At 59.0% G+C, this 22,861-nt stretch carries 18 protein-coding genes; 12 read left to right on the plus strand and 6 right to left on the minus strand.

Going from position 1 to position 22,861, the window contains the following annotated elements; all coding sequences use genetic code 11:
* The first annotated feature begins 316 nt into the window (after window positions 1-316).
* The 5 genes from CLV45_RS10880 to CLV45_RS10900 all read left to right on the plus strand — a co-directional run bounded on the left by CLV45_RS10880 (window position 317) and on the right by CLV45_RS10900 (window position 7,699).
* Entirely contained in the window at window positions 317-1,720 is a 1,404-nt protein-coding gene (locus CLV45_RS10880) for a sugar MFS transporter (protein WP_100336378.1), read from the plus strand.
* A 151-nt stretch (window positions 1,721-1,871) separates the two neighbouring features.
* A complete protein-coding gene (murB, locus tag CLV45_RS10885) occupies window positions 1,872-2,906 on the plus strand; it encodes a UDP-N-acetylmuramate dehydrogenase (RefSeq protein WP_100336379.1) in 1,035 nt (344 codons plus the stop codon).
* Between the two features lie 156 nt (window positions 2,907-3,062).
* On the plus strand, window positions 3,063-4,046 hold the full coding sequence (locus CLV45_RS10890) for a fibronectin type III domain-containing protein (protein ID WP_100336380.1): 984 nt from the start codon (window positions 3,063-3,065) through the stop codon (window positions 4,044-4,046).
* A gap of 136 nt (window positions 4,047-4,182) precedes the next feature.
* Window positions 4,183-6,474, plus strand: coding sequence for a phospholipase D-like domain-containing protein (locus CLV45_RS10895; protein ID WP_100336381.1), 2,292 nt, complete (start codon window positions 4,183-4,185; stop codon window positions 6,472-6,474).
* Between the two features lie 454 nt (window positions 6,475-6,928).
* Window positions 6,929-7,699 carry a DUF4844 domain-containing protein gene (locus CLV45_RS10900; protein ID WP_100336382.1) on the plus strand — a complete coding sequence of 257 codons (771 nt, stop codon included), beginning with the start codon at window positions 6,929-6,931 and terminating at the stop codon, window positions 7,697-7,699.
* A 158-nt stretch (window positions 7,700-7,857) separates the two neighbouring features.
* Here CLV45_RS10900 and CLV45_RS10905 read toward each other — a convergent pair whose 3' ends face one another.
* Window positions 7,858-8,340, minus strand: a complete 483-nt coding sequence (locus CLV45_RS10905) for a DUF4274 domain-containing protein (protein ID WP_100336383.1) — start codon at window positions 8,338-8,340, stop codon at window positions 7,858-7,860.
* 530 nt (window positions 8,341-8,870) lie between these two features.
* Here CLV45_RS10905 and CLV45_RS10910 point away from each other — a divergent pair.
* Together CLV45_RS10910 and CLV45_RS10915 are read left to right on the plus strand one after the other, a co-directional pair.
* Complete coding sequence (locus CLV45_RS10910; protein WP_157807410.1) at window positions 8,871-9,407, plus strand: hypothetical protein; 537 nt, start codon at window positions 8,871-8,873, stop codon at window positions 9,405-9,407.
* Between the two features lie 215 nt (window positions 9,408-9,622).
* Window positions 9,623-10,048: a hypothetical protein gene (locus CLV45_RS10915; protein ID WP_100336385.1), complete on the plus strand. Its 426-nt coding sequence runs from the start codon at window positions 9,623-9,625 to the stop codon at window positions 10,046-10,048.
* A gap of 519 nt (window positions 10,049-10,567) precedes the next feature.
* On the opposite strand, the gene CLV45_RS10920 is transcribed toward CLV45_RS10915, so the two are convergent.
* Window positions 10,568-12,991 carry an endonuclease MutS2 gene (locus tag CLV45_RS10920; protein WP_100336386.1) on the minus strand — a complete coding sequence of 808 codons (2,424 nt, stop codon included), beginning with the start codon at window positions 12,989-12,991 and terminating at the stop codon, window positions 10,568-10,570.
* A 385-nt stretch (window positions 12,992-13,376) separates the two neighbouring features.
* Between CLV45_RS10920 and CLV45_RS10925 the strand changes: the two genes are divergently transcribed.
* The 4 genes from CLV45_RS10925 (at window position 13,377) to CLV45_RS10940 (ending at window position 18,843) form a co-directional block, all read left to right on the plus strand.
* A complete protein-coding gene (locus tag CLV45_RS10925; protein WP_157807411.1) occupies window positions 13,377-14,327 on the plus strand; it encodes a WD40/YVTN/BNR-like repeat-containing protein in 951 nt (316 codons plus the stop codon).
* A 6-nt stretch (window positions 14,328-14,333) separates the two neighbouring features.
* Complete coding sequence (locus CLV45_RS10930; protein ID WP_100336388.1) at window positions 14,334-14,975, plus strand: hypothetical protein; 642 nt, start codon at window positions 14,334-14,336, stop codon at window positions 14,973-14,975.
* A gap of 114 nt (window positions 14,976-15,089) precedes the next feature.
* Window positions 15,090-16,697 carry a hypothetical protein gene (locus tag CLV45_RS10935; RefSeq protein WP_100336389.1) on the plus strand — a complete coding sequence of 536 codons (1,608 nt, stop codon included), beginning with the start codon at window positions 15,090-15,092 and terminating at the stop codon, window positions 16,695-16,697.
* Between the two features lie 550 nt (window positions 16,698-17,247).
* Complete coding sequence (locus CLV45_RS10940; RefSeq protein ID WP_157807412.1) at window positions 17,248-18,843, plus strand: hypothetical protein; 1,596 nt, start codon at window positions 17,248-17,250, stop codon at window positions 18,841-18,843.
* A 90-nt stretch (window positions 18,844-18,933) separates the two neighbouring features.
* Here CLV45_RS10940 and CLV45_RS10945 read toward each other — a convergent pair whose 3' ends face one another.
* Both CLV45_RS10945 and CLV45_RS10950 read right to left on the minus strand, forming a co-directional pair.
* Window positions 18,934-19,701 (minus strand): TIGR02757 family protein, encoded by a 768-nt coding sequence (locus tag CLV45_RS10945; protein WP_100336391.1) that lies wholly within the window; start codon window positions 19,699-19,701, stop codon window positions 18,934-18,936.
* An 80-nt stretch (window positions 19,702-19,781) separates the two neighbouring features.
* Window positions 19,782-20,765 (minus strand): LysM peptidoglycan-binding domain-containing protein, encoded by a 984-nt coding sequence (locus tag CLV45_RS10950; protein ID WP_100336392.1) that lies wholly within the window; start codon window positions 20,763-20,765, stop codon window positions 19,782-19,784.
* 261 nt (window positions 20,766-21,026) lie between these two features.
* Here CLV45_RS10950 and kdsB point away from each other — a divergent pair, with 261 nt between their 5' ends.
* The gene (kdsB, locus tag CLV45_RS10955) at window positions 21,027-21,773 is read left to right on the plus strand and encodes a 3-deoxy-manno-octulosonate cytidylyltransferase (protein WP_100336393.1); all 747 of its coding nucleotides are present in this window, start codon (window positions 21,027-21,029) and stop codon (window positions 21,771-21,773) included.
* A 43-nt stretch (window positions 21,774-21,816) separates the two neighbouring features.
* On the opposite strand, the gene CLV45_RS10960 is transcribed toward kdsB, so the two are convergent.
* Together CLV45_RS10960 and CLV45_RS10965 are read right to left on the minus strand one after the other, a co-directional pair.
* The gene (locus tag CLV45_RS10960) at window positions 21,817-22,371 is read right to left on the minus strand and encodes a hypothetical protein (RefSeq protein WP_100336394.1); all 555 of its coding nucleotides are present in this window, start codon (window positions 22,369-22,371) and stop codon (window positions 21,817-21,819) included.
* The gene (locus CLV45_RS10965; RefSeq protein WP_100336395.1) at window positions 22,364-22,714 is read right to left on the minus strand and encodes a translation initiation factor; all 351 of its coding nucleotides are present in this window, start codon (window positions 22,712-22,714) and stop codon (window positions 22,364-22,366) included. Before CLV45_RS10965 ends, CLV45_RS10960 begins: the two co-directional genes overlap by 8 nt.
* Window positions 22,715-22,861: the final 147 nt, after the last annotated feature.

Consider the following 22,861-nt stretch of genomic DNA (forward strand, 5'->3'; position numbering starts at 1 on the left):
GGGAAGCTCAGAACCGAAATCCGACCGGCCGCTCACCTTCGCCCACCCGGATTTCCGCCGCAAAAGTAACGCGCCGCCATTACGGCTACATGACCGGCGAATTACCGTTTTGTAGCCGCCCGCCCTGATTAGCATGCCGTGAAGAATACGCCGCCGCATTACCGGCACGCAGCCGTGGGCAACGCCACCCTTGCCCAGGAGTTGGCCCTGATTCTGCGGCATTGCAGTAGGCTCAGAAGCTCGGGAGGAGGTACGGACGAGGCGCTTCGCGTGAATTCTTATCTTTAAGGCCCAACTATCTCCCTATCCCGCCTGCATGGCCGCTCCCGTTTCTTCCTCCCCCGTTTCTGCCAGCACCACGCCCGCCCGCTCCTATGCCGGGCCTATGCTGCTGATGACCACCCTGTTTTTCCTCTTCGGGGCCGTCACCAACTTCAACGACGTGCTCATGCCCTACCTCAAGGACGTGTGCCAGCTCACCGACTTCCAGTCGACGGCCGTGCAGTTTGCCTTCTTTGGGGCCTACTTCCTGATGTCGTTGCCGGCCGGCATTGTGCTGGAGAAAATCGGCTTTAAGCGGGGTATCGTGCTAGGCTTGCTGGTCATGGCCGCCGGGGCGCTGCTATTTGTGCCGGCCGCCAACTCCCGCACGTTCGGCCTGTTTTTGCTGGCCCTGAGCTTGTTGGGCGCCGGCGTTACGCTGCTGCAGGTGGCCGCCAACCCCTACGTGAGCGTGCTGGGGCCGGCCCGCACGGCCGCTAGCCGGGTCAGCATCGTGGGCGTGGCCAACGGGCTGGGTGGCACCATTTCCCCCCTGATTGGCGGCCTGATTTTGTTCGGCGGCTCGGCCGTGCTCAAGGCCCAGCTGGCGGCCCTGCCCCTGGAGCAGCGCCTCACCCAGGAGGCCACCCTGGTCAAGCCCCTGTACCTGGGTCTGGCGGTATTTCTGGCGGTGCTGGCTACCCTGTTTTTCCTGGTGCGCCTGCCCGAAATTGAAAGCATCCCGGCCGAGCAGGAAGCGGCCCTGGCGGCCGAAGCCGGCACCACCGGCCGCCGCTCCGCCCTCGACTACAGCCACCTAGTACTGGGTATCGGCGCCATTTTTATGTACGTGGGCGTGGAAGTTGGCATCGGCTCCTTCCTCATTCGCTACGGCGAAAGCCAGGGCATCAGCCAGCTCAGCGGCTTCACCCAGCAGCTGGTGCGGGGCCTGAGCGTGGCCACGGGCTGGGCCGCCGCCCTCTTTGGCCACTCCCCCGAGCCCATCGACACCAATACGGGCTTTACCAAGGCCGTGGGCGCAGTGCTCGTGTCCTCGTACTGGTTTGGCCTGATGGTGGGCCGCATTATCGGCATTCCGCTGCTCACCCGCTTCAACGCCCGCAAACTGCTGGTGGGCGTGTGCGCGGCCGGTACCTTGTTCGTGCTAGCCTCCCTGCTGAGCCGCGGCGAAACGGCCCTGTGGCTGGTGGTGCTCTGCGGGCTGTGCAACTCCATTATCTGGCCCGTGGTGTTTCCGCTGGCCATTACCGGCCTGGGCCGCTTCACCAAGCAGGGCTCGTCCTACCTGATTATGGCCATCGTGGGTGGGGCTATTATTCCGCCCCTCATGGGCTGGATAGCCACCAACGGCGGTGGGCTGCGGGTGGCCTTCGTGCTGCCGGCGCTGTGCTACGCCTACCTGCTGTTCTACAGCCTGCGCGGCTACCGGGTGCGGTAGGCCGCCCGACTTTTTCTGGTAAAGCCCGACGGTCCGCCGCCGGGCTTTTTTGCTTTTACGGCCCGGGGCCGGCTTCTGCATTAAGCCATTTGCTGCGCCCAGAACGGGCAAACATCTACCTTTGCCGAAATCTTACCTTTCCCGCTTTACCATGGCTTCGGCTCCCGTTTTAGAACACCACGTTTCCCTGCTTCCTTATAACACCTTCGGCATCGACGCCCGGGCCCGCCTGTTTGCCCGCTTCCAGAGTGTGGACGAGCTGCGCGCCCTGCTGGCTCTGCCCGAGGTGCAGCAAAGTGAAAAGCTGGTGCTCGGGGGCGGCTCCAACCTGCTCTTCACCCAGGATTTCGACGGCGTGGTGCTCAAAAATGAAATAACCGGCCTCGCCATCATTGCCCAGGACGAAGCTCAGGATACGGCCCTGGTGCGGGCCGGGGCCGGCGAGTCGTGGCACGGGCTGGTGCAGTACGCCCTGAGCCAGAACCTGAGCGGTATCGAAAACCTGTCGTTGATTCCGGGCACGGTGGGCGCGGCTCCCCTGCAGAACATCGGGGCCTACGGCGCCGAGCTCAAAGACACCTTCGACCACCTCGAAGCCGTCGAAATCAGCACCGGGCAGCTGCGCACTTTCACCCACGAGCAGTGCGGCTTCGGCTACCGCGAAAGTGTGTTCAAGGGGCCCCTGCGCAATCAGTATATCGTGACGGGCGTGGTCCTGCAGCTGCGGCGCCGGCACCAGCTCAACGTCAGCTACGGGGCCATCAGCACCACGCTGGCCGACATGGGCATCGAAGCCGACCCCACGCCCCACGACGTGAGCGAGGCCGTGATTCAGATCCGGCGCAGCAAGCTGCCCGACCCGGCCCAGATTGGCAACGCGGGCAGCTTTTTCAAGAACCCGGAAATATCCCAGGCCAAGTACGACGAGCTCAAAAGCCAGTACGCCGACCTGCCCGGCTACCCCGTGCCCGGCGGCGTGAAAGTGCCCGCGGCCTGGCTTATCGAGCAGTGCGGCTGGAAAGGGCGCCGCTTCGGGGCCCACGGCGTGCACGACCGGCAGGCCCTGGTGCTCGTCAACCACGGCGGGGCCCAGGGCAGCGCCATCCGGGACCTGGCCCACGAAATCATTGCCTCGGTGCGGGAGAAATTTGGCATCGAGCTGCACCCCGAAGTTAACATTCTGTAAAGCCGGGCGGTATTTGCGCTTTATAGCGAATGCTGGCAAGAAATACCCCGCTTTTATGCCAAGTCGACAATACAATTAGGCTGGAAATAAGCATATTTGTATTTCCGACACTGTTCGTTCTGGTTTCCTCCCAACCACTTATTGCTTTTTAGCTTGATGAAAACTGTTAGTCTCCTCACGCTGCTGCTCGGTAGCGCCACCTGCGTGTGCGCCCAAGCTCCCGTAACCCTGCTGGCGGCCCGCGCGGCCGGTCCGGGTGCTACCGTCACGATTCGGGGCACCGTGAGCAATGGCCCCGAGCTCGGCGGCCTACGCTACGTGCAAGACAAAGACGCCGGCCTGGCGGCGTACTCCCTCAACGCTCCCGGTTTCTCCTCCCTGGTGCTGGGCGACAGTGTAGAGCTGCGCGGCACCTTGAAAAATTACAATGGCCTGCTGGAAATGGACCCGATTAGCTCGGTGAAAGTACTGGCCAAAAACCGCCGCCTGATTGTGGCCGAAGTGCCCGCCGCGGACCTGACCAAAGTCTTTGCCGAAGCCTACGAAGGTCGCCTGGTGAAGCTCAAGGGCGTGAACACCATTACGACCCTAAACGGCTCCCCGCTGGCGGCTATGAACGCCAACAGCAACTACCTCATCAACGGGCAAAAAGGCGCCCAGATCCGCATCAACAGCGCCTCCAACGGCGACGCCGGCCTGGTGGGCAAACCCGTTCCCACCGGCGACTTCGACCTAGTGGGCGTAGTAAGCCAGTTTGCGCCCTCCGGTACCGGCGGCTACCAGGTGCTGCCCCGCCTCTACACCGACTTCGTGCTCGGCGGCGGCCTGCCCAATATTACCGGGGAGCCCGTGCCCACGGAAATGAGCCGCACCGGCTTCACGGTGAGCTTCACGACCCAGAACCCCGGCGACACCCGCGTGGAATACGGCAAAACTTCGGCCCTGGGCACGGTGGTAGCCAACGCCACCCAAACCACCAAGCACAACATTGCCCTGACCGACCTGCAACCCGGCACGGTGTACTACGTGAAGGTGACGTCGACCAACGCGGTGGGCAAGTCGGAGTCGCCGGCCGTGCCCATGATTACCGACACCAAGAAGCGCGCTACGACCCGCACCCGCACCGACGGAGCCGAGTAGCCCCGCCCGGAACTTATCCGCACCAGCCCTGCTTTCATGGTACTTTCATGATGAGCGCCTTCTCTTTACCGCTTGGTAATCAGGAGGCTGATTGTCCCTGCTTTTTCATTCCCACTTGTTGCCCTAACCCTATTTCATGAAAAAATCTACTCTCCTGGCCCTGCTCACGCTGGGGGCCGGCCTGCAGCCCGCACTGGCGCAGACGGTCGAATCCATTGCCTCGGCCCGGGCCAAAGGCGCCGGCAGCACCGTCACCGTGCGCGGCACCGTATCCAATGGGGCCGAGTTGGGCGTCATCCGCTACGTGCAGGACAAGCAGGCTGGCCTGGCCGCGTATTCGACCACCACGGCCTTCAGCAACCTGGTGCCGGGCGACAGTGTTGAAATTCAGGGCACGCTCAAAAATTACAACGGTCTGCTGGAAATGGACCCCGTAACGTCGGTGACGGTGCTGGCTTCCAACCGGCCCCTGACCATTACGGAAGTACCGGTTAGCGCTGGCAGCTCAGTGTACGCCGAGTCATTTGAGAGCCGTTTGGTGCGCATTAACGGCAGCACCAGCATTACCTCGGCCACGGGCTCGGCCGTCAGCACCTTCGCCGGCAACACCAACTACCTGCTCAACGGCTCCAGCCTGCTCGTAATTCGTCCCAACACGGCCTCCACTGGTCCGACGGGCCTCGTGGGCAAGCCCACGCCCACCGGCCCGTTCGACCTGGTTGGTATCATGAGCCAGTTTTCGTCGACCAGCACCGGCGGCTATCAGCTGCTGCCCCGCGTGTATGCCGACGTGATTCAAGGCGGTACGCCCAACATTCTCTCGGCCCCCATGCCCACGAGCATTACCACCTCGGGCTTCACGGTGAAGTTTACGACGGCCAACGCCGGCTCCACCCAACTCTCGTACAGTGAATCGCCCGCGGGGCCGTTTACCAGCCTGGGCAGCGCCACCGGCACCCAGTCGACCCAGCACACGCTGGCCGTCACGGGTTTGCTGCCCGCCAAAGTGTACTACGTGCAGGCCGTGTCGACCAACTCGGTGGGCCGCTCCGAGTCGCGCGTGACGCCGATGATTACGGCTTCCCAGTCGTCGGGTAAGATGCGGGCCTACTTCACCAACCCGGTAAACACGGCCCGGGCCCTGCCCGGCAACAACGCCGTGTACCTGCCCAACGGGGCCATTGCCGATACCATTGCCCGCTACATCAACAAGGCTACCCAGACCCTGGACATTGCCATCTACAACTGGAACAGCGCCACGATTCTGAACGCCGTGAATGCGGCCCAGGCCCGGGGCGTGGCCGTGCGGGTACTCTTCGAAAACGACAACACCAACGTCAGCATTCAGGGCCTGTCGGCCAGCATTCCGCGCGTGGGCCGCAGCACGACCCAGAACATCATGCATAATAAGTTCGTGATTATCGACGCCGAAAGCACCAACCCCAACGTGCCGTGGGTGTGGACGGGCTCCACGAACTGGACGCCGGCTCAGCTCAGCACCGACCGTAACAATGCCATTGCCATTCAGGACCAGGCCCTGGCCCGCGTCTACACGATGGAGATGAACGAAATGTGGGGCGGCGGCACCACGGCTACGGCCCTGTTCGGCTCGCGCAAAACCGACAACACCCCCCACTACCTCAACATCGGCGGCAAGCTGGTGGAGTCGTGGTTCTCGCCGACCGACAACGTCAACAACCGCCTGATTGAAACCATCCAGACGGCCGACAACGACCTGCACATTGCCACCATGCTCATCACCCAGACCGAAATCGGGCGGGCCGTGCGCGACCAGGTTTCGCTGAAGAACATTGCCAGCTGCACCGAAGTGCTGCTCGACGACACGACCAGCAGCTCGGCCTCGGGCGGCATCTACCGCACCATGAAGTCGGCCATCGGCAACCGCATGGTGGTAAACGGCAGCCTGAAGCCCGGCATCATGCACCACAAATACGTCATCGTGGACGCCGGCGCCTCGCTCTCCGACCCGCAGGTGTTCGTGGGCTCGCACAACTGGAGCGCCGCGGCCAACACCGAGAATGACGAAAACACGCTCATCGTGCACGACGCCCGCATCGTGAACCAGTACTACCAGGAGTTCAGCCAGCGCATCGCCGACTACAACACCGGCATCGTGCTCTGCAACCTGATTCTGGCCAACAAGACGGCCACCGTGCAGCAGTCGAGCGTGCAGGCCTACCCCAACCCCACCCACGGCCGGTTCCAGCTGCGCGTGGAAGCCAGCAAAGCCCGCACCGCCACCATCACCCTGCGCGACGTAACCGGCCGCGTAGCCCTGACCCAGACCCAGACGATTGGCGCGGGTGAGGAAGTAAAAGTAGACGCCTCGAGCCTGAAAGCCGGCCTTTACATGGTGCAGATTGTAACGCCCGAGTCGACCCAGACCAGCCGCGTGGTGGTGGAGTAATCCTACCCACCGGATAGTATGAACGCCAAACCGGCGGCCCCCACCTGGGAGGCCGCCGGTTTTGTGTTGAAGCTGTTTTAGGAAGCGGGAAAGAACGTCATGCCAACTATTCCGCGCATCAAGCACAGAGGAGCTAGGATGTGCTTAGTCAAGGCGCGAACGTTGTAGCTGCTCTGATGCACGGCGCCAGCTACCAGAAGCAGCAAGTGAAGCTGGCTGATAAGCTGAACACGGGTTGAGAATGAAAAATGGGCAAGTGACGGATTATTGTAAATAAGTCGGAGGAAGTACTTTGTACTTGCTGGCAATTATGCTTCAGCAAGTTCGGCATAACCACCGTTTGAGGGAACTCTAGTTATTTCCATCTGGCTTACCTTTGGTAGGTCCTTCCCTACTGCTCTTACCCTCAAATCATGGTTCTTTGCCGGTGAGCACCGTCTAAAATCCCTCATTGATGTTACCCCAAAAATTGATAAAAGATGTGCGTCTGCTTTCTTGGGCGTTCGGGATGCTAGCCAGCCTTATTCTTATTTCGTGTTCCCAGCCAGCCGACCAGCGAATTGTTATGAAACCTCAAGTTCTACTTACCCTGCAGGCCTTTCAGGCTAAAAATAAATTTTCTGATGCTGCATGGGAAGCACGGGGTTTGAATCCGTCCAACAGTGAGTTGTCGGCCCACATGAACAGCTTGTTTAATGACTGCACTGGTGAGCTAATCACCCAGGTTCAACAGGGAACCACCAAGCGTCAACTCAAGCAGACACTGTTGACGGGGCTCAATACTTTTGATAGCGGGGACTATGATACCGAAGAAAAAGAATTCGTCGTTGATACCTTCTATGAGTTGGCGCAACTCGTGGAAGTGGATATGAAGGACGAATTAAATAAGTGGCATTACGGGAGTGTTGTCTATGCGCTGATGAAGACATTTATGCGTTCGGAGCCGGAAAAGGCGGCTCCCGCCCTTACGCAAGGGTGCACGAAATGCAAGGCGGTACTTGAAACGTTCCTTCTCGAAAAGCGGGAGGCCATTCCCAGCGCTTGCTTTATCGTTGCCCAGTGTCAGGCATGCACTGAATTAAACCTAATAGAAGTACCCGATGGGGTAGGCCGAATACACTTCGGAAAGTATAATGCACTGCAACGTCTAGACCGGAAACAGTACACTTCAGAGCAGGCGAAAGCCAAACTGGAACAACTTAAGAGTTCTAAGGATTCACCGTAGGCAACGAACTCGCACACTTGGGTAGTCATGTCAGTTTCAGTTTTTTTGAGCAGCTCAAGCAGTTAGGGGCCAAAGTACATTATTATACTCCTTTCGCTTTAATGACCGTTTTATTGAACATACCTCGCTGAAAAGTTGCTAGACCGGTGACGAGGTTCTTACTCCAACTCGACTACCAGCGGCCCCGTCAGCGGCTGCTTAAGCACGTCCGGAATGCTCCACTTAGCCTTCGGCTCAATGGCGTCCATCCGCTCGGCTTTGGGGTCCGTCCGTGGGTCGTAGGCAATTAAGGCGGTGTGGTAGAAATCGGACGCCACGTTTTTCATAATGCGACGCAGCAGCCGGAACACATTCTTTTCCCACTGCGCTTCTTTCTGGCTGGAAAACTGCGTGTAATAACTCGGCTGCGCGTGCCAAAACAGCATGACGGCGGTGGCCTTGTCGCAGTGGGGGCTATCCACAATCCACGTTAAGACCTCGGCCCCGTCGTCCCAGTTGTAGTTCCCAGCAATCAGGTGCAGTTCCACCGGATTAGTAATAGTGTCGAAGAAAGACCGGTCGGGCTTGCGGTTGTCGAAGCTAAATTCAAAGAATTTTTCTGTCAACAGAGCAGCTCTTTCTGGGGAGACTGTGTAATCCATGCGAAGGAGGGCTTGAGGTGGGTAATGGCAAAGAGAGCATTAAAACCAAACGACAATGTTACGACGCGAATCGAAGACTTAAACCCTCCTTTTCCTGAACGGCTGCCCATGCACATCTGCTGGCATGGAAAATAGCCCTACGGCCCAGATTGAGTTCAAAAAACTGGTTCACTTTGCAAAGTTCAAGAAACTCAGATCCGCGATGAGTTTCCTGAACTGCTACCCCTTCGGAAAATTTGGGTAAGGACAAGGTCGCTATGACAGAGGCTTTTTTGATTACACGACAACGATTGTTCACCGCTTTTCTTCGGCTTGTTGGCCGTCTGCATCAGCGTCGACCCCGCTACGCTTTTGCCAGCGGCGGAAGTTTTCCTGCTACTAAGCTGCTTCGATGCTTTCCAGGCAGCTTTGGGGGCTGTTTTTCGAAAACGGCTCCTTTAGCCTTAGTGGCTAGGCATAATAGGTGGCAAGGGGCGCAATTTCAGCGGGCGCAAGTATATTTGCGCCTCTCCAACTTGCGCCCCTCCCCTATGCGCCTACCTCGTCCCGGCCCCTTGCCTGCCCTGCGCCGCTACCTGGCCCTCACCCAGGCCAGTGCCGCCGCCCTGCTCGGCACCACCCGCTCCCGCCTGGCCCAGGCTGAGGCCGGCACCCGCCCGCTGCCGGCCGCCGCCGAGGCGGCCCTCACGGCCCTGCTGGCGGCCCTGCCCGCCCCTACCCGCCGGGCCCTGACCATCGACCCCGGCCATGCCGCCCCACCGCCCGCCCCGGCCGGCGCCCCGCTGCCCGCGCCCCACCTCCCGGCCCTGGCCGCCCGCCGCCACGAGGCCACCCAGGCCCTGCGCCGCGCCGAGGCGGCTTTGGCTGCCATTGAGGCCCGGGTGGCCGCCGGTCAGGCCCGGCTGGCGCTGCTGGCCAGCCCCGAGGCCCCCGCTACCCTGGCCGCCGACCCGCGCTTTGCCCTGGAGGCCGACCACTGGACCGGCCCGCTAACCCAGGCCGACCGCCGCCTGCTGCAAGCCAGCTGCGCCGGTCTGCGCGCCGAGCTGGCCGTGCTGGGTGGCTGAGCAGCCGGTGGAGCACTATGGTGCACGGCGTAATGGCCGACCACACAGCCGCCCAGCAGTAGCGCGGGCGGCATTGTATAGCCGTTACTAAATATTTTGCAACAGCTATACAATGCCGCCGCCCGGGTGCGTTAGGGAGGCGGCCCCCCGTTGGCGGCGGGCCGGGTGCGGCCGGGTGGCGGCACCGGTTATTCACTTTCCCCCTTCTATCTGTTATGACTGTTCCCACGTTCGATTTTACCGGCCTCGACACCAAGGCAGCCTGCGACGAAGCCCTGGTCCCGGCCCGCGCCCTGCTCAAGGACCTAACCAACCGCGACATTAACCTCGACTACCGCGGCGACAAGGCCGAGACCCGGGCCGGCAACGCCAAAAATACCCTTATCGGCGTGCAGAGCCGCCTCGATGGGGTGAGCGACCAACTGGCCGACCTGCCCGCCGGCACCTCGCGCCGCCGCCTGGAATTGGAGGCCGAGCAGGCCCGCCTCGTGGCCCAGCAAAAGGAACTGGCGCTGCGCGGGGCCTCGGGTGCCGCCCAGGCCCTGGCCGAGCTGGCCGAGGCCCGCACCGAAGCCGAGCTGGAGATGGTCACGGCCTTCGTGACCCAGCTGGAAGCCCACCGCGCCACGCGGACCGCGTAAGGCAAAAGCCGCACGAAGGCCGCCCTTCGGAAGAACAAAAAGCCCCGCCGGCAGCTGCTGGTGGGGCTTTTTGTTAAGATCAGCCAAGTAGTTTAGGGGCGTACCAAGCCCCGCCTTCTGAGCAGCTATGCCGGCGGGCTAGGGAAATAACCACCGCGCGGAGGCCCACATCCATACTAGAGCAGTTTCGAGCTGCCGCTGCGCTGCAAGCCAACGCGCCGGAGATGGAGCAGCCGGCCACCGGGGCGTAGCCGGCTGGCCGCTGGCATTGTTATCAGAGAGAAAGGGCGCTGACAGCGCCCTTTCTTTGTTTTTAACCAGGACTAAAGATGGATGGTAGCCCCAGCGGGGCGGCATATCGGTAGCAAAACGGACACCGAAGAACGACAAAGCCCCAGCGGGGCGACACCCAGGTCTGGGTGTCGCCCCGCTGGGGCTTTGGAAATTAACTGGCAGCGCACCCAGCTACCGATATGCCGCCCCGCTGGGGCTTAACCGCTAGTTCGCAAGGTGCGCTGTTTACTTCAGTACGGCTACGGTGGCCCCGTCCCCACCCCGGTCGGCGTGCTCATCGGCCACGCTGGCGGCGGCCCGGACGCGGTGCAGGTAGTCGCGCACGACCTGGCGCAGCACACCGTTGCCGCGGCCGTGCAGGAACTTGATTTCCGGAATGCCCAGCATCACGGCATCATCGACGAAGGCCATGACCTTGTGCAGGGCGTCTTCGGCCCGCTCCCCGCGCAGGTCGAGCACGGGGCTGAAGTTGGCCATGCGGCCGGTCAGGTCCATGCCCAGGCTGGCCGAGGAGCTGAAGCTGGCTCTTTCGGCCTTTTTCTCCCGCTCCCGGATTTCGGCCCGGCCCACTTTTTCCAGCTGACTGGCCTTCACGATGGTTTTCATGCCGCCGAAGAGCACCTCGGCCGTTTTGCCTTTGATGCTGATCAGCTCCCCGTAGCCATCCTGGCCGATGAGGGCCACTTTGTCGCCGGGCTTGAGGGTTTTGGGGTCGGCCGTTTCCCGGGTGGCCTTGGGCTTGGGGGGCTCAATCTGGAGCTTTTCGCGCACAAAGGTGTCGAGCTTCTGCCGGGCGTCCTTGGTTTTCTCCTTGTCGGCCTGGTTCGAGCGGATTTCGGCAATGGTAGCCTCAATCTGCTGGTTGGTGTCCTTGAGCAGGAGCTTGGCCTGGGCCTTGGCGTTGCGCAGCACTTCGAGGGTGGTTTCGTCGAGGTGCTTTTTGAGGTCCTGGTATTCCTGGGCGGCCTTTTTCATGCGCTTCTCAGCCTTGGCGGCTTCGGCGGTGCGCTGTTCCAGGTCGGCTTTTTCCTTCTCCAGGCCTTCCAGCAGCCGGTCGTAGCGGATTTTGTCCTTGCCCACGAGTTGGGTGGCCCGTTCCACAATCTGCTTGGGCAAGCCGATTTTGCGGGCAATTTCGATGGCGAAACTCGAACCCGGCTTACCGATTTCGAGGCGGTAGAGCGGCTGCAGCTGCTCGGGGTCGTAGCGCATGGCCCCGTTGACGATGCCGGCGTTGCGCTCGGCAAAGTTTTTCAGGTTGGTATAGTGGGTGGTGATGACGCCGAAGCTGCGGGCCCGGTTGAGCTGATCCAGCACGGCCTCGGCAATGGCGCCGCCCAGGGCGGGCTCGGTGCCGGTGCCAAATTCGTCGATGAGCACCAGACTGCGCTTGCCGGCCAGGGTCACAAACTGCTTCATGCTCAGCAGGTGCGACGAATACGTACTCAGGTCGTTTTCCAGGCTCTGCTCGTCGCCGATGTCGAGGAAAATATCGTCGAATACCCCGGCCTCCGAACCGTCGCCGGCCGGAATCAGCAGGCCGCACTGCAGCATGTACTGCACCAGGCCCACGGTCTTCATAGCCACCGACTTACCGCCGGCGTTGGGCCCTGAAATCAGCAGGATGCGCTGGTCGGGGTTGAGGTCCATATCCAGGGGCACCACCTCGCGCGGGTTGTCCTTGAAGTGCTCCTTAAAGGTCAGGTACAGCAGCGGGTGACGCACCTTTTTCCAGAGCAGCAGCGGGCGGGGATGCAGCGTGGGCATAGTGGCTTCCAGACGACCAGCCAGCAGGGCTTTGGCCCGGATGAAGTCGAGCAAGCCCAGGTACTGGTAGGCCTTGCGCAGGTCCGGAATGTGGGGGCGCAGCTGGCTGGTCAGGGCCGTCAGAATGCGGATCAGCTCGCGCTGGTAGGCATTTTCGAGGTCCTTGATGTCGTTGTTGAGCTCGAACACGGCTTCGGGCTCGATAAACACGGTCTGGCCCGAGGCCGACTCGTCGTGAATCAGGCCCTTGACGCGGCGCTTGTGCTCGGCAATGACGGGCAGCACCAGGCGGCCGCCGCGGATGGTAGGCTCGGCGTCGCCGGGAATCCAGCCCTCGGTTTTGGCGTGGCGCAGGATGCCGGCAATCTGCTTGCGCAGCATGCCCTGGCGGTTTATCAGCTCCTGGCGCAGCTGGGAAAGCAGCGGGGAGGCATTGTCGCGCACCTGGCCTTCGTCGTCAATGACCTTGTCCATAGCCGCCAGCAGGTTACGGTCGACCTGCACGCCGATGCCCAGCAGGCGCAGCGTGGGGTAGAGCGTTTCCTCGGCCTGGGTGAAGAAACTCAGGGCCTGGCGGATGGTGCGCAACGACATTTTCACGGCGAAAAACGCGGGTACGTCGAGGTAGGCGCCGGGCAGGCTGGCCCGCACCAGGTGGGGGTGCACGTCGTGGTAGTGCTGGCTGGGGAAGTCGGCGCCCGACTGGAGCAGGACGCGGAACTCGTCGGTTTGCAGCAGCAGCTTTTCCAGCTGGTCGTGCTTGGTCTGGAACTGCATCTTGGCCACAAATTGGCGGCCCAGGGCACTCAGGCACAAGCTTTCCAGCATCTCGCGCAACTGCGCAAAGCCGATTTTCTGCTCGAAGTTATGGGGAAGAATCAAACGCGAAAAGGGGTAGTTAGGTCGTAATCAAACAAGAATGTAAAAGTAAACATCTGCGGCGAGGGGAAAGATTCAAGCGGGTTAATAAAGTGTGAGGGTTAGGTTTTCACCCTGCGGCCGCTCGTTTGCGCCCGACATTTGGCCCGGCGCCTCGGTAGGCCAACCCAGTGCCGCAGACCAGGAAAAGCAAGCTGGCGGGGCACATTAAACCGAGCCAGGCCCAGGCAGCTCCCTTGCTCGACAGTAAATTTCACTGGTGGCCCGCCCTTTTTTCCAATTCCGCTTCTACTGGGCTACATTTGAAATTCCTTTAGGTAAATCTATGAATAGAACCTTACTGTGTTGTAGTGTTTTTGCATTTTTTGGTTGCGAGCAAGATAAGATAGTGCTGGAGAAGCACGCTACTATTCGCCACGTGGATCTGGCCGTACCGGCCACTTTACCCAAAACCACTTGGTTAAGCGTTGATTTCGTAACTGCGCTTACGGGGTATGTAGGTGGCGAAAAAGGGGCCCTGCTGGGTACCGAAACGGGTGGCACTAGCTGGCAGAACCTGAGTACCCCCTCATTGGGCGACATCAAGCAGCTGCACTTTGCCTCCGCTACCACTGGTTTGGCTCTTACTACCACCGGCTTATATCGTACCACGACCAGCGGCCGGAGCTGGGTCTTAGTCAAGCAAGCGTCTTATAACGCCCTTACCGACCTGCAGATGCTGGATGCCACCACGGGCTTCCTGGTGGGCAACGCGGGGCTGCTCAGCAAAACGACCGATGGGGGCCGGACGTGGAAAGATTACGTTTTCCTGGTATGGCCCCCGGTTACGACCACGCTGCAGGCGGTGGCTTTTGCCAGTCCGCAGGCAGGCTTTGTTTTAGGAGAAATCCAGAGTTTTAAAACGCTCAATGGGGGTACCACCTGGGAATCAACCGTGCTAGAAAAGCCCCGCCAGGTTTTTGACCTGTTTGCCTATCCTAATGGCACGGATTACCTGATAACCGGTACCGACGACATCAACCGCAATAATTCGTTCTGGTCGATGACGTACCAACCCTCCACGAAAGAGTATCGGCAGGTCTCGGCCCAGGATCTGCTGAATGTGCCCGTGTACGACTTTGCACAGTACCAAGGGGAAGTCGTAGCCGTGGGCCGGAAAACCGTACTGCGCAACTACCCTGCCTACGCCTCCGAACCGGAGCAAACGCCCTGGGTAAGCCTCTTGGATCAGGACGGCACCACGATTCAGCACGCGTACCGCTCCGCTGATTTTGGGGATGCGGCTACGCTCTACGCGGTAGGAGAAGAAGGTATTGTTTCCCGCTTTGATTACCGGTAATCCCTTATGCGTAAAACGTTTACCCGGCTAGCTATTACGGTAGCGGCTACTTTGACTATTTCCGTGGCGCACGCCCAGGTCAGTCATTTCTCCATGAACTTCGGCCTGGGCACCTTGCCCGTGAAGGCGCACTACGTCGAATTGCTGGAGCAGCCGACGGTAACCCAAGACCAGGGCGAGTACGTGCTGCGGGATGTTCGGGCCCGGGCGCTGCTGATTTCGCTGGGATTGGCCTTCGATGCCCCACTCTGGAAAATCAGCGAAGACCAGTCCCTGGGACTGTCCCTCAACATCAGTGGCGGGCTGGTGGGTGCGCCCCAGGAAATCGAGGGGTTTAACCGGTCTACGATGCTTGATTTTCCGGAGTATGCCACCTGGCGCTACGGCTGCAAGGCCACCCGCGACTCTGATAAATCGTGGGGAATTGGTTTGGGCGCGGGCTACCGCTATGCCCGTTATGCCATTCCCTTCAGCTCCCCAAGCGTGATGGTGGAAGGCGTGCACAGCTATGGCAAAAGCGACATCTACCTTCGGCTCTCTTCCGATTTGGTACCAAACCGCCTCTACTCCGACTACTCCAGTGAGGGTTTGGTTGAGTCGCTCTCCATTCAGCAGCAGCTGCACGTGATACTGGGAATGTCGTTCTGAGACCCAAGCTGCTCGGTGGCCTCAGCGCCAAGTACTATTTCTTCCTCTCTTTTCTTCTAACCCGCCCCTCCGGCAGGACTCCCTTTTGCAACTTTTTCTACTTTACTTCTGATCATGTTCAACCCTAATTTCCGCAGCACCTGGATCGGCCTGCTGTCCGTAAGCTTGTTGTCGTTTGCCATATCGTTGCCGGTGACCGGGCAAAAAAGGCTGGTAAACACTATTAAGCTAAACAAAAGAGAGTTGCTTGGGGCAGCGCTGCAACTGGAGAATGGCGACGTTGCATTATATATCTCCAAACCCAAGGAAAACACTGTGCGAGTGTTAGTACTGAATGCCGATGGCAAGCTACGGTGGGAGAAGTCCATCACCAAAATGCAGAATATCTTTTTTAAAGACAACAACTCGGCAGGATTAGGGAATTTACTAAATGGCACGCCCGTCGAAGACTATTATCCTACGCTTGATCCATTGGAAGTATTTGCCAGCGGCAATACGCTTTACGCGGCAGAGGTTGTCGACAAAGATTTATATCAGAACGACAAAAAGGACAAAGTTGACCTGCACAATATTCTTCTTCAACGCTTAGATTCCACTGGCAAAATCCAGCGCCAGGTTCTGACCTACGCCGATATTCCGCAAGCAACGGCCGTATCTTCTTATTTAAGCTATTTCGAGAACAATGCTTTCTATCAAATAAGTCGGGAGAGGAATACGAGAAAGGACACCGATGACTTCTTCCTCAACTCTTTCAATTCGAGCGGCAAAAACATCCTGCATGTCCGTCTTCCCTTGGCCCGACCACTTAACAACAGCAAGTGGACCCCTGAGTTTATTGAGGATTGGCACACCTTGGCCCGCTATAAAGGAATTAGCTATTTCTATCGTCGTTATAAATCAACCCAGGGCGCTACTGCTGAGCGTTTTGTAGAACAGCGATTCGAACTACTGGGCATCGATAACCAGGGACAAGTTGCTGCTCGCATTCAGCCAGAGCTAGACTTGGGCCCTTACCGTATTGTTGACAAAAATGCCCAAGAGCCTGCATTTTATATAGATCAGGCAAATGACAATATCGTATTCTGCGGGGTTTATCAAAAAACAACTAAAAACAAACTACTTACCAATCCAACTACCGAAGGCTTCTATCTGGAGAAATATGACTTGCGTGGCACTCTGATTTCACATAAACAGGTGACTTATGAGGAAGCTCTGTCTGATAAGTATAAGACATTTGCCAAGCAGCTTCTGGGAAGCGATAATGTGACGATTATTCCAGACAACATCACCAAAAATATAGCAGCCGAAGTAAAAACCTCAGAAGGCTATATTACCATGTACTTCGATCAGAATCTGAAATTTGAAAAATCAACCTTTATTACTACCAAGGACCATAAGAAATTACCTAAGTATACTTGGAATCAATATAAACTAGCACCAACTTTTAAGAATCTTTCCTACAATCAGCGAGTACCATACTTTCAAGGCCTCTCCTATTATGGTCTCACGCAAAAAGACCCTATGATGGGTGAAACGCTGCCAATCTATTATTTTAAAGGCAGCTCACCGCTTTATTCAACCCTGGCTGCCAATCTCTCAAAAGAGCACGAGAACAACCATATTCGATATTATGTTGGCCGACCAACCAGTAACGGAACTTCACTTCTGCTTGACTATACCAATCAAAATGACGGAGTAATTAACATTTACACTGTCAGGTAAATACGCTCATGTGTCACTAAGCAGCAAAAGCTTAGTGACACATAGTGCAGCCAGTGTGCGAGGTACAGCCGGTCAGTGGCGCAGTTAGCTTTCGTCGTTAGCGACATTGTGCTGAGCTGCCAGCAGGCGCAGCGCGGGCTACAAGCTTGCCAGCATCTCGCGCAACTGTGCAAAGCCGATTTTTCTGCTCGGAGTTGTGGGGAAGAATCAAACGCGAACAGGGGTAGTGGGCACGGCGGAACGGAGACTGGATGCCAAGGCAAACACCTTGGGCAGAGAAAAATATTCGGGGACGGTAACCAAAATCGGTTGGGAAGGAAGAAAATTTTGGCCTCGCGTTTTATTGCTTCCGATTCTGCGGAGCTACGCTTATTTTTGGACTGGCCCAGCCTCTGATTTGGGAAAAGCAGCCTACTACGGCGAAGCATCTTTTCCTTTTTTGGATTATTTGGTTGTGACCAAGAAAAAATAGTACTGGAGGACTATCTATCCATTCACCCTGCAAACTCAACTGTACCGGCCGCTTTTGGCAGGCCCATTCCAATACTACTTGCTTCACTCTCACTCGCCCATGTTTTCCAACTTCCCAAAGTCCTCTACTGTCTGGTACGGCTTGCTCACGGCCGCCCTGGTGACCTGCGTTTTTTCCCTGCCGGCGGCCGGGCAAACCCAATTGGCAACTGCCGTCAAGCTCAACAAGAAGGAACTGCTGGGGGCGGCCCTACAGTTGCAGAATGGCAACGTTGCGCTTTTCGTATCCAAGCCCGAGGAAAGCAACGTGCGGGTGCTGCTGCTGAATGCGGACGGCAAGCTGCGCTGGGAGAAGTCACTTACCAAGGTGCAGAACGTATTTCGCAAGGTTCCGGGCGCCGGGGCCGCTACTCAGCCCAACGGTACCCCGATTGAAAGCCTATACCCCACGCTCGACCCGCTGGAAGTATTTGCCGACGGCAATACCATTTATGCGGCCGAGGTGGTTGACAAAAACTTAACCCGCAACGTTAAAAAAGACAATATCAACGCCCATGACATACTGCTACAGCGCTTAGATTCCACGGGGGCCAAGCAGGAACAGATCCTGACCTACGCTCCTATTTCGCCTTCCACTACGGTTTCCAGCTACTTAAGCTACGTCGAAAACAACACCTTCTACCAGATCAGCCGGGAGGTTAACTACCGCAAGGACACCGACGAGTTTTACCTGAACTCCTTTAGCCTAACGGGCAAAGAAACGCAGCATATCCGGCTGCCGCTGGCCAAACCGGCTAATGCCAAGTGGGCTCCCAACTTCAAGGAAGACTGGCACTTGGTTACCCGCTACAAGGGCGTCACGTATTTGGCCCGGCGCTACAAATCGGACAAGGGCTCCACGGCCGAGCATTTTGTCGAGCAACGGTTTGAGCTGCTGGGCTTCGACAATAAGGGGCAGCAAGTGGCATCCATCCAGCCCGAGCTGCAGCTGGGCGCTTACCGGACGGTGGGCAAGAAGCTGCACGAGCCTGCCTTTTACATTGATGAGGCCAACGAAAGCATCGTCTTCAGTGGGGCGTACCAGAAAATCTCCAAAAATAAACAGGCCCCCAACCCTACCACCGAAGGATTCTACTTTGAGCGGTACGACCTGACCGGCCGCCTGCTTTCCCACAAGCAGGTAGTGTACGCCAACGCCTTGTCGGAGAAGCACAAGGGCTTGGCCAAGCAGCTCGCGGAAACCGACGAGGTAACCATCATTCCCGACAACCTGACCCGCAAGGTTGCGGCGGAGGTGAAGATTGCCGACGGGTACGTGACGATGTACTTCGACCCCAACCTCAAATTCGAACGGTCGGTTTTCATCACCGATAAGGAGCACGACAAGTTATCCGAGCATATTTGGCTGCAGTACCGGCTGGCCTCGAACCCGAAGAACTTCTCGTACAACGCCTACGGCAGCACCACGCCCAAAGTGGGCGAAACCCTACCCATCTACTATTTCATCGAAAGCTCACCGCTCTACCTGACGCTGTACGACAACCTGCTGAAAGTACCCGAGAAGGAACACATCCGCTACTACGTTGGCCAGGCCACCCGCCGCTCAGCACCGGTGCTCATCGACTACACCAAGCAGAACCACGGGGTAATCAACGTCTACACGATTAAGCAATAAGCAATAAGCAAAGCTACCCGGCTTGCGTTTCCGGCCCCATCGTCCGCAGCTCAGCAGCGCCGGACGATGGGGCCTTTGCTTTTCAGGGCCTTAGCGCTTCTCCTCCACGCCCAGCCCGAACAGGGCAAAGTCGTACTTGACCGGGTCGTGGGGGTCGAGCAGGCGCAGGTTGGCCGTCAGCTCCTCGGCGGCGCGCCAATCCACGACCGGACGCTGAAGCAGGCCCAGCTGCCGGGCCTTGCGTTCCACGTGCACGTCGATGGGGCACACCAGCTCGGCCATGGGCAGGCGGGTCCAGAGGCCGAAGTCCACCCCCCGCGCATCCTGGCGCACCAGCCAGCGCAGGTACATATTCACCCGCTTGCAGGCCGAGCCCCGGGCCGGGGTAGCCACGTGCTTGCGGGTGCGCTGGGGAGCATCTTCGAGGCTAAAAAACAGGTCGTGGAAGTTCTCGAGCCGCTCCCGCTGCGTATTGCCATGCAAAAACGCGTCTTCCAGCGTAGCGTGGCGCTGGTAAAACCAGCGCAGCCAGTGCACGAAGTACAGCAGGTCGGTGTCGCAGAAAGTGCGGTGGCAAAAGCCCAGCAGCTTTTTCAGGTCCTCATCGTGGTGCTGGGTGATGAACTGGTAGGGTGCGTCGTCCATGCGGCGCAGCAGCTCGGTTACCTTGCTGATGATGGTGGGCCGCCGCCCCCAGGCCAGCAGGGCCGCAAACAGCCCGCTGATTTCCACGTCCTGGCGCTGGCTGAAGCGGTGGGGTATGCTAATCGGGTCATTAGCAATGAAGTCGGGCTGGTTGTAGCGCTGATGACGCTCTTCCAGCACGGCCCGGATGTTGTGGAGTTGGTCTTGTTGCACGGCGGTGAAGCGACTATAAAAAAGAAAAGGCCATCCTGCCGACAGCCTTTCCCCTTCATTTCCAGAAAGTAAAAAAGCGCCTACGGCACGTAGGAAGTTTCCACGCGGAAGCGCGAATCGGGCGTGGCCAGTTTCTGCACGGCCCGCTTGGAGAGGCGCACCAGGATGTTGCTGTTTTCACCCGTGTCGGGCAGCTGCCCAATCACGCGCACGTACACCGACTGCCCGTTCATGATATTGCGCACCTGCATGATGGTGCCCACCGGGGCCGTTTTGTGCAAGGCCAAATATTTATCAGTGCCGCCGCCTTCAATAACAGCCGCCAGGCCACCCTCCGTGACTTTGCGCACAATCTCGCTGGCCCGCTCGGGTACCCGCTCCTCTTCCTTGGGTGCCGGAACCGGGGCCGCCGTTTCCTTCTCTTTGTCCTTATCCTTCTCTTTGTCCTTATCCTTGTCCCGGTCGGTATCCTCGGCCCGCTCGGGACGGTTGGTGGGCGCGGCCGGCGCAGGCTTTGGGGCAGGCGCCGCGGCTACCGGTGCCGGCTCGGCCGCGCCGCCGGCGGGCACAATAATCAGCGTCTGGCCGATGCGCACGCCAGCGTTGTCGGGCAGCTTATTGAGGCGGGCAATGGCGTCGGGCGTGGTGTTAAAGCGGCGGGCAATGGAAAACAGGGTCTGGCCTTTTTCCACTTTGTAGACCTTGTTGCCGCGGCCGTCGGTGGTCAGGCCGGCCGCAGCGGCGGGGACGCTGGCCACGGGGGCTGGTTTTTTGGGCGCACCGGCCGGGTTCATCACCACCCGGCTGCGGGGCACAAGCACAATCTGACCCGTGACCAATGCTTCGAGCTTGGGATTTTCCTCCACAATCTGATCGACGGGCACTTTGTAGCGGCGGCTCAGGCCGTAGAGCGTTTCGCCGGGGGCCACGCGGTGCTTGATTAATACTTTGTTGTTGCGGTACTCAACGCCGATGGAATCGGGCAACACAAGGGGACCAACAGCCGCCGAGGCGGAAAAACCACTGAAAACGAGCGTGGCAAGCAGCAAGGAAAAACGAGTCATACGGACAGGGCGCGAAAAACAGGCAACGGGCGAAAATCGAGACGGGTGGCACGCTGCCAGCAGAATAAACGCAGCCGAAAGATAAATAAATAATCCTTGAGCAGACTGGATAAGACGCGGAAAACCCGCCGTCCGGTGGCGTTCGGGGCTGGCGGCAGCGGCCCAAGGGCAGCCTAAGCCAATTTAGCGCCATATTGGGCCCGAGCCCAGATTCCGCTTACTTTCGGGCTTCTTTTCCCGTCTTTCCTCCCGCCTGCTGTTATGGTCAATGCCCTCGGTATTATTCCCGCCCGCTACGCTTCCACCCGCCTGCCCGGCAAGCCACTGGTTGACCTGGGCGGCAAATCCATGATTCAGCGGGTGGTGGAGCAGGCCCGGCAGGCCCGCCTGAGCCGGGTAGTGGTAGCCACCGACGACGAGCGTATCCTGCGCCACGTGCACGGCTTCGGCGGCGAGGCGGTGCTGACTTCCCCCGACCACCCCAGCGGCACCGACCGAGTATTCGACGCTTACTGCCAGCTCGATACGCCCGCCGACTGCATCATTAACATCCAGGGCGACGAGCCATTTATTCAACCCGGGCAGATCAACGCCCTGATTGACTTGTTTGAGCAGGATCCCAGCACCCAGCTGGCCACGCTGGTAAAGCCGGTAGAAACGGCCGAGGAGCTGTTTAGTCCGCATATGCCCAAGGTGGTAGTCGGCAATCGGGGCCAGGCCCTGTATTTTAGCCGCCACCCCCTGCCCTACCAGCGCCAGCACCCGCCGGAGCAGTGGCTGGGGCAACACCGCTACCTGCGCCACATCGGCCTCTACGCCTACCGGGCCGATATTCTGGCCGAAATTACCCGCCTGCCGCCTTCGCCCCTGGAGCTGGCTGAGTCCCTGGAGCAGCTGCGCTGGCTCGAAAGCGGCTACCAGATCCTGACGGCCGAAACCACCGTGGCCACCCTGGGCATCGACACGCCGGAGGACGTGGAGCGGGCCTTGGCCTATTTGCGGACCTAAACCAGTGGCCTGCTCATATCGGGCCCATTTTGCGCAGGCCGTTTTACCCGCCCCACTGGTGCACTACCGCCGCAGCCCAGGTGGATGTATCGGCTACGCTGAACCGAATGGTGCGCCAGCATTCCTGGGAGCACCCACTACCTTCTTTACCAATTGGAATACAGGAAGAATACTTCACGTTAATCCAGGTGTAGCGGCCGGCGGGCGGAAGGGCCGGACGCATCTGACGGGCAAAGTAGCGGGCCTGTTGCTTTAACTGACTGCTGTCCTGCTCGCAGAAGGCCCGGTTGTTATCGGCCACGCTAACGTAAAAAGACGCCTCAGACCGCGCGGGCTGGGCCTGCATATCTTCTTCCGACAAACCCGTGTAACAGCTCAGGCTGGCTGAGCAGCGCGCCCTGAACAGCCAGGGCAAGTGCTGCTGCCACCACGTTTGGCGGCAACCCGCCAGCTGTTGCACGTAGGCATTCAGTTTCTGCTCCACTTCGTCCTCGGCAGGCGTCAGCGGTAGCTGCTTCGAGCCGCAGCTGCCCAGCAGCAGGGCCGCCACCCACAGACCCAGCACCCCGGCCCGGCGTTCCGGCAGAACCTTACCCACCGGCCTTCTTGGCTTTGTATTTCTGCTCGAGCAGCACGGCCAGCACTTTGTCGCGGAAGTCGCCCTGAATCAGGATTTCGCCGTCCTTGGCGTTGCCGCCCACTCCGCACTTGGTTTTGAGCAGCTTGCCCAGGCTCTGCAAATCGGCATTCCGGCCCACGAAGCCGGTCACAAGCGTCACCATCTTACCCCCGCGCGACTTTTTATCGAGCTGCACCCGCAGGTTCTGCTGCTGGGGTGGCAGGGTTTCGGCTTCTTCCTCCTGGCTGTGCTGGTATTCAAAATCGGAGCTGGTGGAGTACACCACGCCTTCCCGACTCCGGCGGTTTTTATCGGCTTTCATAGTTAATGTGCGAATGTGGCTGAATGTGCTGAGGTGCTAAGGTAGTTCTGTCATTGCCAGCAGGCCCGAAATTCTGCGCATCAAGCGGCACCCATGCGCCCTCCGAGATGTAGAAGGCTCATCAACAAGCCTCTTCTACGGCTTGTA

Origin of the sequence: Hymenobacter chitinivorans DSM 11115 (assembly GCF_002797555.1) — a bacterium.
Classification (GTDB): domain Bacteria; phylum Bacteroidota; class Bacteroidia; order Cytophagales; family Hymenobacteraceae; genus Hymenobacter; species Hymenobacter chitinivorans.

What these genes read in the sequence shown, in the direction of transcription:
- CLV45_RS10880 (WP_100336378.1), top strand. Translation starts at nt 317, where the DNA reads ATGGCCGCTCCCGTTTCTTCCTCCCCCGTTTCTGCCAGCACCACGCCC.
- murB (WP_100336379.1), top strand. Translation starts at nt 1,872, where the DNA reads ATGGCTTCGGCTCCCGTTTTAGAACACCACGTTTCCCTGCTTCCTTAT.
- CLV45_RS10890 (WP_100336380.1), top strand. Translation starts at nt 3,063, where the DNA reads ATGAAAACTGTTAGTCTCCTCACGCTGCTGCTCGGTAGCGCCACCTGC.
- CLV45_RS10895 (WP_100336381.1), top strand. Translation starts at nt 4,183, where the DNA reads ATGAAAAAATCTACTCTCCTGGCCCTGCTCACGCTGGGGGCCGGCCTG.
- CLV45_RS10900 (WP_100336382.1), top strand. Translation starts at nt 6,929, where the DNA reads ATGTTACCCCAAAAATTGATAAAAGATGTGCGTCTGCTTTCTTGGGCG.
- CLV45_RS10905 (WP_100336383.1), bottom strand. Translation starts at nt 8,340, where the DNA reads ATGGATTACACAGTCTCCCCAGAAAGAGCTGCTCTGTTGACAGAAAAA.
- CLV45_RS10910 (WP_157807410.1), top strand. Translation starts at nt 8,871, where the DNA reads ATGCGCCTACCTCGTCCCGGCCCCTTGCCTGCCCTGCGCCGCTACCTG.
- CLV45_RS10915 (WP_100336385.1), top strand. Translation starts at nt 9,623, where the DNA reads ATGACTGTTCCCACGTTCGATTTTACCGGCCTCGACACCAAGGCAGCC.
- CLV45_RS10930 (WP_100336388.1), top strand. Translation starts at nt 14,334, where the DNA reads ATGCGTAAAACGTTTACCCGGCTAGCTATTACGGTAGCGGCTACTTTG.
- CLV45_RS10935 (WP_100336389.1), top strand. Translation starts at nt 15,090, where the DNA reads ATGTTCAACCCTAATTTCCGCAGCACCTGGATCGGCCTGCTGTCCGTA.
- CLV45_RS10950 (WP_100336392.1), bottom strand. Translation starts at nt 20,765, where the DNA reads ATGACTCGTTTTTCCTTGCTGCTTGCCACGCTCGTTTTCAGTGGTTTT.
- kdsB (WP_100336393.1), top strand. Translation starts at nt 21,027, where the DNA reads ATGGTCAATGCCCTCGGTATTATTCCCGCCCGCTACGCTTCCACCCGC.
- CLV45_RS10965 (WP_100336395.1), bottom strand. Translation starts at nt 22,714, where the DNA reads ATGAAAGCCGATAAAAACCGCCGGAGTCGGGAAGGCGTGGTGTACTCC.